The sequence below is a fragment of the Mesorhizobium sp. WSM4845 genome, assembly GCF_055811455.1.
This window is the reverse complement of the sequence record NZ_JBVVQA010000024.1, coordinates 36,673-48,617: the sequence shown is the minus strand read 5'-3', so window position 1 is coordinate 48,617 and position 11,945 is coordinate 36,673. Positions and strand designations below refer to the sequence as shown.

11 protein-coding genes and 1 pseudogene are annotated in these 11,945 nt (G+C 62.3%); 3 read left to right on the top strand and 9 right to left on the bottom strand.

Annotation, left to right across the window (positions count from 1 at the left end):
• Positions 1–130: 130 nt before the first annotated feature.
• The 5 genes and pseudogenes from AC0L2C_RS24165 to AC0L2C_RS24145 all read right to left on the bottom strand — a co-directional run bounded on the left by AC0L2C_RS24165 (position 131) and on the right by AC0L2C_RS24145 (position 2,138).
• On the bottom strand, positions 131–304 hold the full coding sequence (locus AC0L2C_RS24165; RefSeq protein ID WP_287227824.1) for a hypothetical protein: 174 nt from the start codon (positions 302–304) through the stop codon (positions 131–133).
• An 11-nt stretch (positions 305–315) separates the two neighbouring features.
• Positions 316–576: a nitrate reductase gene (locus AC0L2C_RS24160; protein WP_128170931.1), complete on the bottom strand. Its 261-nt coding sequence runs from the start codon at positions 574–576 to the stop codon at positions 316–318.
• A gap of 81 nt (positions 577–657) precedes the next feature.
• A pseudogene (locus tag AC0L2C_RS24155) lies at positions 658–1,669 on the bottom strand (CobW family GTP-binding protein).
• An 87-nt stretch (positions 1,670–1,756) separates the two neighbouring features.
• Positions 1,757–1,855 carry a hypothetical protein gene (locus AC0L2C_RS24150; RefSeq protein WP_287259388.1) on the bottom strand — a complete coding sequence of 33 codons (99 nt, stop codon included), beginning with the start codon at positions 1,853–1,855 and terminating at the stop codon, positions 1,757–1,759.
• A 16-nt stretch (positions 1,856–1,871) separates the two neighbouring features.
• The gene (locus AC0L2C_RS24145; RefSeq protein WP_287227820.1) at positions 1,872–2,138 is read right to left on the bottom strand and encodes a hypothetical protein; all 267 of its coding nucleotides are present in this window, start codon (positions 2,136–2,138) and stop codon (positions 1,872–1,874) included.
• Between the two features lie 357 nt (positions 2,139–2,495).
• Between AC0L2C_RS24145 and aztC the strand changes: the two genes are divergently transcribed.
• The gene (aztC, locus tag AC0L2C_RS24140) at positions 2,496–3,479 is read left to right on the top strand and encodes a zinc ABC transporter substrate-binding protein AztC (protein ID WP_473524627.1); all 984 of its coding nucleotides are present in this window, start codon (positions 2,496–2,498) and stop codon (positions 3,477–3,479) included.
• Positions 3,480–3,563: 84 nt separating this feature from the next.
• A complete protein-coding gene (gene aztD / locus AC0L2C_RS24135) occupies positions 3,564–4,775 on the top strand; it encodes a zinc metallochaperone AztD (protein WP_473524626.1) in 1,212 nt (403 codons plus the stop codon).
• Positions 4,776–4,903: 128 nt separating this feature from the next.
• Here aztD and AC0L2C_RS24130 read toward each other — a convergent pair whose 3' ends face one another.
• The 4 genes from AC0L2C_RS24130 to AC0L2C_RS24115 all read right to left on the bottom strand — a co-directional run bounded on the left by AC0L2C_RS24130 (position 4,904) and on the right by AC0L2C_RS24115 (position 9,832).
• Positions 4,904–5,566, bottom strand: coding sequence for an aminotransferase class IV family protein (locus AC0L2C_RS24130; RefSeq protein ID WP_287240505.1), 663 nt, complete (start codon positions 5,564–5,566; stop codon positions 4,904–4,906).
• Complete coding sequence (locus AC0L2C_RS24125; protein ID WP_128173759.1) at positions 5,515–6,660, bottom strand: aminodeoxychorismate synthase component I; 1,146 nt, start codon at positions 6,658–6,660, stop codon at positions 5,515–5,517. The genes AC0L2C_RS24130 and AC0L2C_RS24125 overlap by 52 nt, the downstream gene beginning before the upstream one ends.
• A gap of 172 nt (positions 6,661–6,832) precedes the next feature.
• Positions 6,833–7,639 carry a proton-conducting membrane transporter gene (locus AC0L2C_RS24120; protein WP_287240502.1) on the bottom strand — a complete coding sequence of 269 codons (807 nt, stop codon included), beginning with the start codon at positions 7,637–7,639 and terminating at the stop codon, positions 6,833–6,835.
• A 354-nt stretch (positions 7,640–7,993) separates the two neighbouring features.
• Positions 7,994–9,832, bottom strand: a complete 1,839-nt coding sequence (locus AC0L2C_RS24115; protein ID WP_287343806.1) for a M3 family oligoendopeptidase — start codon at positions 9,830–9,832, stop codon at positions 7,994–7,996.
• A 391-nt stretch (positions 9,833–10,223) separates the two neighbouring features.
• On the opposite strand from AC0L2C_RS24115, the gene AC0L2C_RS24110 reads away from it, so the two are divergent.
• On the top strand, positions 10,224–11,747 hold the full coding sequence (locus tag AC0L2C_RS24110) for a sigma-54-dependent transcriptional regulator (RefSeq protein ID WP_473524625.1): 1,524 nt from the start codon (positions 10,224–10,226) through the stop codon (positions 11,745–11,747).
• The last annotated feature ends 198 nt before the right edge of the window (positions 11,748–11,945 follow it).

The following is an 11,945-nucleotide window of genomic DNA, read 5'->3' as shown; positions in this document are numbered from 1 at the left end:
CGGAGCATTTTTTTGCCCGACCGCCACGCGCTACAACCACAGATCATTGTCATAAACCAGCGAAAAGCCGCGAGCTACGCCGCATTCGTCATGTGGTTAAGGAGGACGACCAGTCGCTGACGGTCGGCGGTCATTTCCCGAGTTGGCCCTTGTAGTCGAGTTGGGCGAAGTCGGCCGCCCGCAATGGCGCGGCGAAAGATGCGGCGAGCACCAGCTCTCGTCGATGGTTCCCGATCTCGGTCACATTCCGGTGACACTCGGTAAGCGCAACAGCTTCGGTCGAGAGGCCGAACACTCTGCGCATGTCCGATCCATTCACCCTCGCGGCAGATCGCGCGAGGTCACATCGGCGATTGCCTTGCGAAGCCGGATCGTCTCGATTTTCTCGCCGGGACGCAATATGCCGATCACCGTTTCGATGTCGGGACAGCCATTTTTGCGGCATACCAGCTCCGTGACGGACACGACGACATCGTCATCGAGCCCGCAAGCCCTGCGAACCCAGACCTTGATCTGTCTGGTCTTCTCCGGAAGGGCAAGGCCGCGCGGGGCGAGTGAGTTCGCGAGACGGTTCATATCCAATCCCGTTCCGAAGACGAAGGCGCTCGGCCAGAGCAACGGGATAAAAGACGCGCGCTGTCGTCGGCCTTGCCGAACCTATGCATTCAGCGCCACCAGCGTGTCCATTTCGGCGCGGCATTTGAGGAAGCCGTCTTCAATCAGGCCTTTGGGCAGGTTGCGGCCGATAAATACCAGGCGGCTGACGCGCTTCTCCCCCGCTTTCCAGGGCTTTCCAGGGGCGCTGGTGATCGCCTTCGAGCAGCATGTGGACGGCCTGAACGACAAAGCGGTGTTCATCGCCCTCGAACGCCAGGATGCCTTTCATGCGCAGCATGTCGATGCCGAATTTCTGTGTGATCATCTGGATCCACGGCAAGAACTTGCGCGGATCGATCGAAGCTTCCGTGACGAGAAAGAAGCTGGTGACGTGATCGTCATGCACATGGTTGTGGCCCGCGTCGAGAAAGTCCGGCTCGACTTCGAGGACACGGTTCAGATCGAACGCGCCGCGATCCAGAACCTCGTCGAGTGGAACGTTGCAACGTATGGAATGCTTGATCGCAGCCGTCGGGTTGATCCTGCGAATGCGCGCCTCCACTGCCTTGAGTTCGGCCTGCGCCACCAGGTCGGTCTTGTTCAGTATGACGATATCGGCGAAGGCGAGTTGCTCCTGCGCCTCGTGGGCATGATCCAACTCGCCGAGGAGATGCTTGGCATCGGCGACGGTGATGGTCGCATCGAGTGTCGTCTTCTGCCTCACATCGTGGTCGACGAAGAAGGTCTGGGCGACGGGGGCGGGATCGGCAAGGCCGGTCGTCTCGATCAGGATGGCGTCGAAACGGTCTCTGCGCCGCATCAAGCTCTCAATGATCCGGATCAGGTCGCCGCGCACCGTGCAGCAGATGCAGCCGTTGTTCATCTCGAAGACTTCTTCGTCGGTATCGACGATGAGGTCGTTGTCGATGCCAATCTCGCCGAACTCGTTGACGATCACGGCGTACCGCTTGCCGTGCTGTTCGGACAGGATGCGGTTGAGCAGCGTCGTCTTGCCGGCGCCGAGGTAGCCGGTAAGAACCGTGACGGGCATTTTCTGGGCTTCAAGCGGCATAGTCGTCTCCGGATGTTGGATTGCGGATTTCAGCTGGGTCAGGCGCGAGCCGATTGGATCGCCCGTAGACGGAAGACTGGCGTCTGTTCAATGCGCGCAAGCCTCGCACAGACCCGAAAGCTCCACCGTGGCCGAGTTGGTTTGGAAGCCCTGCCGTCGGGCAATCCGGCGCAGCACCCGCTCCAATGCCGGGTCATGAACCTCACTTGCGCGCCCGCAATTCGCGCAGATTGCAAAGGCGGCGCGCCCATGGGTGCCGCATTCGCTGTGGACGCAAGAGCGCAAACGCGCTCAGGCTCTCGATCCGGTGAACCAGGCCCTGCTCGACGAGCCGATCCAGAGCGCGATAGATCTGTAGCGGCGAGCGGAGCCCTTCCTGGCGAAGAAGTCCAAGCAGTTCATAGGCCCCCATCGGCCTCTCGGAGCGCGTCAGCGCGTCGAGTACCAGCTGCTGGTTGCGTCCAGGCATCCGCTGTTCCCTCGTGTTCCAGGCAGTTTTGAGCACAATGGCGAGCGTCAGTAATAGTATAACATTTTGGATTGACGAACGTGATAACATAACATAACGGATCGTCAAGAGCGGGGCTGACTTCGATGGCTCCCGCGGTGATGGATCGAATGGCTGCTTGTGTGATCTTTCAAGACCTGACGCATCAAGACCTGCCGCTGGGCCGCAACAGCGTGCCTCGATGGGATCGTACGGCCAGGCGATCATTTGTCGGCGGGCACGATCCACATTCCCTTTTATCTCTGCCGGGGCGCGCGGCTGCTCGCCACGCGTCCGGCGCATCTCCCACAGAACCGCTTGAACAAAGGAGTCGATCGAATGTCCAGGACGCTAAAACTCGCCGCCGTGATAGGCGCTATAACATCGTTGCCAATCGCTCCGTCGGTGGCCGCTGCCGAGAACCTTAGGGTTGTCGCCAGTTTCTCGATCATCGCCGATTTTGCCAAGAATGTCGGCGGCGATCGTGTCGACATCGTCACGCTGGTCGGCCCGAATGGTGACGCCCATGTCTACGAACCAAAGCCGGCCGACGCGGCAACCGTCGGTTCGGCCGACGTGGTGCTGGTCAACGGCCTCCAGTTCGAGGGCTTCCTCCAGCGTCTCGTCGAGGCGAGCGCGACGAAGGCGCCGATCGTGGAATTGACCAAAGGCGGCGAGGTGTTGCGCAAGACCGAGGAAGAAGGTCACCACGATCAGGATAAAGCCGCCGAGGGCGGGGAAAAACACGCCGCGGCGGAAGAGGGCCATGAGGAAGGGCACCATCATCACGGCGAGTCCGATCCCCATGCATGGCAGTCCGTGCACAATGCCGAACTCTATGTGAAGAACATCGCCGACGCCTTCTGTGCCGCCGATGCAGCCGGCTGTGATACTTATCGGGCCAATGCCGAATCATACGGCCAGCAGCTCGAGGCACTGGAAGCGGAGATCAAGGCTGCCGTAGCTGAGATCCCCGAGGACGAGCGCACGATCATCACTTCCCACGACGCCTATGGCTATTTCGAACACGAATACGGCATAAAATTCCTGGCGCCGGAGGGCGTCTCCACCGAATCCGAGGCATCAGCCTCCAACGTCGCGGCCCTGATAAAACAGATCAGGCAAGACAAGGCTTCGGCAATCTTCGTGGAGAACGTCACCAATCCGCGCCTGGTCGAGCAGATCGCCAGCGAGACGGGCCTGAAAGTCGGCGGTGAGCTCTACTCCGACGCCCTGTCGGATAAGAACGGTCCGGCTGCGACCTATCTGGAGATGATGCGGCACAACGTCACGACGATCAAAGGCGCGATCCTCGGAAGCTGACCGCTAGCCTGTGATGGAAAGGCGGAGCAATCCGCCTTTTCCTCGATTACCAATAGTCATGTAATAACATTCAAGGAGAATACCGTGAGGACAAATTGGGCGTCAGCCACGGCCATCGCGCTGCTTGTGTCCCTATCAACAAGTGCTGCCCACGCCGAGGAGGTGACCGCATGGCGCCTCTTCATCTCGGACCACGCGGACCCGAAGGTGACCGTAATCGATGCGGTCGATGGCGAAAAGCTCGACACGTTCGAGATCAAAGGGCCGGCGTCGCTCCATCGCAGCGAAAGCGGCAGGACCGTGTTTGCCGTGCAGGGCTCGGCCGACGTCGTTGCCGGGATCGCGAGCGGCATTTCCTTCGAGGACCACGGCGAGCACGGCGACATCGACGTCGAAGCGCCAAAACTTGCCGGCGTCGAGATCACGGGCAAGAAGCCGTCGCATTTCGTTGAGCATGACGGCGACTTCGCCGTTTTTTTCGACGGCGAGGGTGTCGCCCGCATCATCTCCGAGAGGTCGGCCCTGGAAGGCAAGCCGGATTTCAGGGAAGTGAAGACGGACGCGCCGCAGCACGGCGTCGCAGTCGCCTTCGGCTCCCATGTCCTGCTGTCGGAGCCGAACCGGGAAAAGCCGGACGAGCTTCCGGTCGGCATCAGGGTCGCTGACAAGGCCGGCGCGCCGATCGGCGGCAGCCACGCCTGCCCAGACCTCCACGGCGAGGCGTCTTCCGGCAATATCCTGGCTTTCGCCTGCGCGACCGGCCTGCTTGCCGTCAGCCATGGCGACGGCAGTCCGGCGATCCGTCATCTGCCCTATGCCGACAGCCTGCCGGATGGCAAAACGACGACGCTGATCGGCGGCAGAGGCCTGCAATATTTCCTCGGCAACTACGGCGCCGACAAGGTGGTGCTGATCGATCCGACGATCGAGAGCGACGCATTCCGGCTGATCGACCTTCCGACGCGCCGCGTGCATTTCGCGGTCGACCCCGTTCGTGCCAAGTTCGCCTACGTCTTCACCGAGGACGGCCAGCTTCACCAGCTCGACGTGGTGAAGGGGGAGATCGCAAACTCGCTCAAGCTGACCGACCCTTATTCGATGGACGGTCACTGGAGCGATCCGAGGCCGCGTGTCGCGGTCGCCGGCGACAAGATCGTGGTCACCGATCCCCTGCAAGGCGTGCTGCATGTCGTTGACGCGACGTCGTTCGAGAAAACCGGCGACATTGCCGTCGAAGGCAAGCCCTTCAACATCGTTTCCGTCGGCGGCTCCGGTCAGACCCACGAAGGCGAATAGTCGCTCCTCCCAAGCGGCTGCCGCGCGTCCGGCCCATTCCTTCTCGGGCCGGACGCATCTTCTCCAACTCGCAAGGGAACCATGCTCGAGACACAGCAATGGGCGCATCGTCCGGCACCGATTGCATTTCAGCCAAGCCGTGCCGGGATCAGTCCGCGCAGTGAATTGCCGACGAACAGCGCTTTGGCCGACTTCAGATCATCCAGGCTGTAGATTGCTTCGCGGGCGCGGCCTTCGTCCAGCAATTCGCCGCGCAACACGCCAGGCAGCAAGCCGCAATCGAGCCGCGGTGTCGCCAGCGCGCCGTCGCCGAAATCGGCAAACAGATTGGTGATCGTGCCCTCACAGAGTTCGCCACGCTCGTTGGCCAAGAGAACCTCGTCGGCCCGGCTGATCAGATATTCAGCGCGCGCCCGCTGATAGGTGTCCCGGCGGCTCGTCTTGTGGCGCAGCAGCGTGTCGCTTGAATCAAGCCGCACCCGCGCCAGTTGCAGCCTCCAGACCTTGTCGGCTGCGTGCGGCTCATAAGGCAGCGCCGAGACCGTCACCTTGCCGCTGCGCGACAGGACCAGGCGTGTGCGCAAGGCTATGTCAGGCCTGTCGACGGCGTTCCTGAGCATCTCGCCGACCTTCTGCGGATCGCAGGCAAAACCCAGTTCGGCCGCCGAGGCATAAAGGCGTGCCAAATGGCGGTCGAAACGGAGGAAGCCCTGGCCCGGCTGCCAGCGCATGGTTTCGATCAGCTCGAAATCGGCGGTGTTCCCGTCGCGTAGCGCGCTTTCAGCAGGCACTCCTGATACTCCTCCTCGGCCGTCGAATCGAAGACGACGCCGCCGCCGACATTGTAGACGGCCTCGCCGCCGGAAAAGAGCGATATGGTGCGGATCGCCACCGAAAAGCGCATCGTGCCGCCGGGCGCGATCCAGCCGATCGCGCCGCAATAGACGTCGCGCGGCGTGGCTTCCAGATCGTGCAGGATTTCCATGGCGCGGATTTTCGGGGCGCCGGTGATCGATCCGCATGGAAACAGCGCAGCGAATATCCGGCGGATGCTGAGGTCGGGCAACAGCTTGGCCCGCACGCGGCTCACCATCTGGTGGACGGTCGGGTAGCTCTCGATGCGGAAAAGCTCCGGCACCTCCAGCGTGCCGACTTCGCTGATCAGCGAAATGTCGTTGCGCAGGAGATCGACGATCATCCGGTTCTCAGCCTGGTTCTTCTCGTCATTGAGCAAGAACGTCTTCAGCCGCTTGTCCTCCGCCTTGGTCGCGCCGCGCGGGGCGGTGCCCTTCATCGGATGCGTCTCGATCATGCCTGCGGCGTCGATCTCGAAGAACAGTTCCGGCGAACGCGACAAGACGAGCGGATCGCCGAGCGCGATCAGCGCGCCGTATTTCACCGGCTGGCGCTCCGTCAGCGCGTCGAAGGCGGCCAGCGGATCGCCCGACCATTGCGCATGAACCGGAAAGGTCAGATTGCCCTGATAGCAATCACCCTTGCGAATGTGATTGTGGAGCCGCGCAAAGCGTTTTGCGTAGTCTTCCGAAGTCCAGGCGGCCCTGGCGTTGAAGATCGGGCCGTTGGTCGACGGCGCGTTGCCGGGCACGACCGGCTGTTCGACAGGCGCGTCGAAGATCCCCAGGCAGACAAGCGGGGCGCGGCGTCCGCCCGGCAGCAGCGGAACGAGCTTCGGCTCGAGCAGGTAGCCGGCCTCGTAGGAGAAGTAGCCGGCCAGCCATTTGCCGGCGTCATGCGCGGCCTGCGCAATGTCCAGCGCCGGCAGGAAATCCTCTGCCTCATGCGCCACGATGATGTCGGCCGGCTGGTCGAAGACGAGCTGATGAGCGCGCTCGTCATTTCGAAAAATTGCAGAGGGCAGGGGCATGGGACTCGGATGCTGCGATCGATGACGCCAGCTATCGCTCTATATGGCGGCTCGATCGCGCGCAATCGAGAGACCGGCGTCTCAAGACGCAAACGCAGCTTGATGCAAAAGCAAACCGGCGGCACCTCGCGGGCGTCGCCAGTTCCTTATGTGCTCGATGCCGGCAGGCAATTCAGGTGTTGCTCCCGGTCCCCGAGGTCGGGAAGCGGCGCGCGAATTCCTCCTCATCGCCGGCGGCAAGCAGTTTCGCCTGCTCGATCCAGCGCTCACGCTCGATGCGGCCGTCGAAGTTCAACGTCTCCTCGATCCGCTTGACGTCGGCGGCCGTCCAGGCGGCGATTTGCGCGTAGGTCGTCACTCCGAGCCCGTGGAGCAGTCGCTCGTTGGCCGGACCGATGCCGATCAGGCGGCGCAGATTGCTGGCTTTGCCCACCGCCGCCTCTGTTGTCGCGGCTTTCTTTGCCGCTGGCGCAGCGCTCTTTGGTGCAGCACTGGTTTTTGATGCGGGAGGTTTTGGCGCACTTGCCTGCGACGCGCTCGCTTTCGACGCACTCGCTTTCGATGCACTGGCCTTCGGCGCGGCTGCCGCCTTCACGGCCGCCGGTTTCTTGGACGTGGTCTTTGCTGGCCCGGACCTAGCCGGCCCGGTCTTGGCCGGCGTCGCCTTGGCGGGCGTCGTGTTGGCCGGCGCGGATGTCGCTATCAATGCCGGCGGTGCCGGGATTGCTGCCTTTGTCGCACCGGCCTTGGTGTCTTGCGCCTCGCCCAACTGGCGCTCCAGGTCGGCGCGGGCGCCGCGGCATACTTCCAGCTCACGGGTCAGGCGGTCGGCGTCGGCGCGCAGCCTGTCGCGCTCGCTGCGGGTGCGGTCCATGTCACCGCGCAGGCTGTCGAGATCGCCACGCGGGCGTCCCCAGATGAACCAGCCAGCCAACACACCTACCAGGAACGCCAGGAGCATGTAGAAAAAAGTGCCCATTGTCTCTCTCCAGTCCGATCCATCTGCCGTGGCCTGGGACCTTGGCGCAAGGACCATTCAATGGTGGCTCCGCTGCTCGCGGAACAGCCGGCTTAAATCGCGCCTGTCGGCGACCGGCTTTCCTGCCATGGCCAACGGCGCTGTCGCAATCGTCGAAGCGCCCGTGACCGGCCGAAGATTTGGCCGCGCCCGGCTGAGCTTGAGGCGGGACGCTATCATACAGCTTCCGGAAAGCTAACGGAAAAATTCCACGGAGAGTTATTTAAGAACAGGTATTTAGCGCAAGAATAGAATGGCCTCAATATGCACTGCGGCTAAACTGTTCTGTCGAACCTGGCTGTTCAGCGCTGTGCGTCAATTGTCTAGAGCTTCGAGCTCGTCGATCAGCCCGCCGATCACGCCAAGGCCGATCTGCCAGAAGGCAGGATCGGTGGCATCAAGACCGAAGGGAGCCAGGAGCTCGGAATGATGCTTGGTGCCGCCGGCGCGCAGCATGGCAAAATATTTGTCCTGAAAGCCACGCTCTGCATTCTGATAGACCGCATAGAGCGAATTCACCAGGCAGTCGCCGAACGCATAGGCGTAGACGTAGAAAGGCGAATGGATGAAGTGTGGAATATAGCTCCAGAAGACCTCGTAACCCTCGCGCAGCTTGATCGCCGGCCCGAGGCTTTCCGCCTGCACCTCCAGCCAGAACTGGCCGAGCCTGTCCGATGTCAACTCGCCGTTTTTGCGCTCGGCATGCACCTTGCGCTCGAACTCGTAGAAAGCAATCTGGCGCACGACCGTGTTGATCATGTCCTCGACCTTCTGGGCAAGCATGGCCTTGCGCTCGCGCTTGTCGGTGGTCTGGTCCAGCAGCGAGCGGAACGTCAGCATCTCGCCGAAGACGGACGCCGTCTCGGCCAGTGTCAGCGGCGTCGAGGCCATCAGCGCGCCCTGGCTTGCGGCGAGCACCTGATGCACGCCGTGGCCAAGCTCATGCGCCAGCGTCATCACGTCGCGCGGCTTGCCCATGTAGTTGAGCAGGACATAGGGATGCGCCGACGGCACGGTCGGATGCGCGAAGGCGCCCGGCGACTTGCCAGGCCTTACCGGCGCGTCGATCCAGTTGCGGTCGAAGAAAACCCGGGCAATCTCCGCCATGTCAGGTGAAAAGCGCTGATAGGCGGAAAGCACCGTGTTCTTGGCCTCGTCCCAGCCGATGATCGCTTGCGGGGTCTCCGGCAACGGCGCGTTGCGGTCCCAGTGGTTCATCACTTCCATGCCGAGCCAGCGCGCCTTCATCGCGTAGTACCGGTGTGACAGGCGCGGGTAAGCGTCACGAACGGCTGAGGCCAGCGCATCCACCACGCTGCGCTCGACGCGATTGGCGAGATGACGCGAATCGGCGATGTCGGCGAAGCCGCGCCAGCGGTCGGAGATCTCCTTGTCCTTGGCCAGCGTGTTGGTGATCAGCGTGAACGTGCGCAGATTCTTGCGGAAGGTTGCGGCCAGCGCTTCAGAAGCCCGGCGGCGCACCTCGCCATCGGCGTGCTGGAGGCGGTTCAGCGCCGGCTCCAGGGTCAGCTCTTCGCCATCGATGTCGAAGCGCAGGTCGGTCATCGTCTCGTCGAACAAGCGGTTCCAGGCGCCGCGTCCGGTAATCGACTTCTCGTGGAGAAGCTGCTCGACCCGGTCTTCGAGCTGGTAGGGTTTGTCCATGCGCAGATCAAGCACCCACGGCCGGTAGTGAGCGAAGGCGGGATCGGCAGCAAGCGCGGTTTCGATCGCGGCATCGTCGACAAGATTCAGTTCGAGCGCGAAAAACAGAAGATGCGCGCTGGCGTCGGTCATCTTCTCCTGAATGTCGCCATAGAGCTTGGCGCGCTGCGGATCCGCGGTGTTGCCGGCGTAGATCAGTCCGGCATAGGAGACGATCCGGCCAATCAGTTCCTCCAGCGCCTCATAGGCGGCAAGCGCCTCGCCCAGCCTGCCGCTGTCGGCCCGCTCCGCCTCGGCGACGAGCGTGCCTTTCCAGCGGCTCTCGAAGCTGATGGCATCGGCGATCGCCTTTGAAATGTCACGTTTCAGCTCGGGGGCGCCCATGCCCGAATAGAGATCGGCGAGATCCCATTCCGGCAGATCACCAAGCTCCGCCGCGCCCTGACCGGACGCCGCCGCCGCAAGCTGCCGACTAAAAACCATGCTCATTGCCGACACTTTCCAGATTGCAAGACCTGAGAGACCGTTTGGAAACTCTACTCTGGCGGCCATCTGATGGCGTTTTCTGCGCTTACCTACAGCGCCGCGCGTCCAATGGACGCGCCGCGCTCTAATGTCCGCTGCGCGCCGGTTCTCGAAACCACCACCATATGACTCGCAAGAGCGAACTTCGAAACAGTCTCTAAGCGGTCAGCCCCAAAGATTCAAAGGGCCAAAGATTCAAAGAGGATGAGAAAGCCCGTCAAATCCTAAGGAATTCGTTCACCGGGTTTTTTGAAAGCTTATTTAGAACCCTGTGCCAGGATGATCCATAGGGTTGGATTCCCCATTGGGAAGACACAGTGGGGTGGGCATATTGGCGAGCATCGTTGAACCAGTCATGACAGGTTCCATACTCATAGTCGATGACGATCCCGTGCAGCGCAGGCTGCTCGAGGCGGCGGTGACGAAATTCGGCCACAGCGCGATCATCACGGATGGCGGCGAGGCCGGTCTCGACGCGCTCGACGGGCCCAAGGCGCGCGACGTGTCGGTGGTCATCCTCGACCTCGTCATGCCGGGCCTCGACGGCATCGGCGTGCTGAAGGCGATGCGTGAGCGCGGCATCCAGGTTCCGGTCATCGTACAAACCGCCCAGGGCGGCATCGAAACCGTCGTTTCGGCCATGCGTCACGGTGCTTTCGATTTCGTCGTCAAGCCGGCATCTCCCGACAGGCTGCAGGCATCGATCGGCAACGCGCTCAAAGTCGAGGCGGTCGAGGGGGAAGTGAAGCGCACGTCGCGGCGGCGCGGCGGCCATCTGACCTTCAAGGACATGATCACGCACAGCCCGGCGATGGACCGGGTGATCCGTCTCGGCCAGAAGGCGGCCGCGTCCAACATCCCGATCCTTATCGAGGGCGAATCCGGGGTAGGCAAGGAGTTGGTGGCGCGCGCCATCCAGGGCAGCGGCGATCGCCGCTCAAAACCGTTCGTCACCGTCAATTGCGGCGCCATCCCCGACAATCTGGTCGAATCGATCCTGTTCGGCCACGAGAAGGGCTCGTTCACCGGCGCCACCGAAAAACACACCGGCAAGTTCGTCGAGGCGCATTCGGGCACGCTCTTCCTCGACGAGATCGGCGACCTGCCGCTCGACGTGCAGGTCAAGCTGCTGCGCGCCGTGCAGGACGGTGAGGTCGATCCGGTCGGCGGGCGTTCGACCGTCAGGGTCGATATCAGGCTGATCTCGGCGACACACCGCAATCTTCTGCAGCAGGTCAAGGACGGTAAGTTCCGCGAGGATCTGTTCTACCGCCTGAACGTCTATCCGATCTTCGTGCCGCCGCTGCGCGACCGTCGCGACGACATTCCGTATTTGGTCGAGCATTTTCTGGACAAGGTCGCGCCCGCCGGTCCACGTCATCGCCTGCACGGCATTTCGGCTGCGGCGCTCGCCATGCTGCAGGCCTACGACTGGCCGGGAAATATCCGCCAGCTGGAAAACGCCGTATTCCGGGCCTCGGTGCTTTGCGAAGGCGATCTGCTGACGGAAGAGGAGTTTCCGCAGATCCGGGCGCAGGTCGAGGGCACCGTCAACCTCGATGCGCATGGCGCGTTGCCCGCGTTGCCTTTGGTCACCGAGCCGCCTGGCGAGGATAACGGCATCGCTGTAGCCGAGCTCGATCCGCCAGCCAGGCCGCAGCCTCGCTTCGGCACGCTGCGGGCGCTGGACGAACGCGGCAATGTGCGGGCGCTGGCCGAAGTCGAACTCGAAATGATCAAGCTCGCCATCGACCATTATAGCGGCCAGATGAGCGAAGTTGCCCGCCGCCTCGGCATCGGCCGCTCGACGCTCTACAGGAAGCTCAAGGAATATGGCATCGATCCGGATACGGGCCGTATCGACCGCCTTGCTTCTTGACAAGGCAACTCTGGCTGACAAAGGCAGCCCGGACCAGCTTGCCAGCCCGGCATCAGGACAATCGACAGTCGTCGAATCGGGCGTGACGCGGTCGGGCGACGCGCTTGCGGGCAGTGTTCACGCATTGAGGCGTCTGGTAACAGATCGTGTTCAGGCAAAGCCCAAAACATGATCTAAACCAGCAGTTTACCAAGAAAC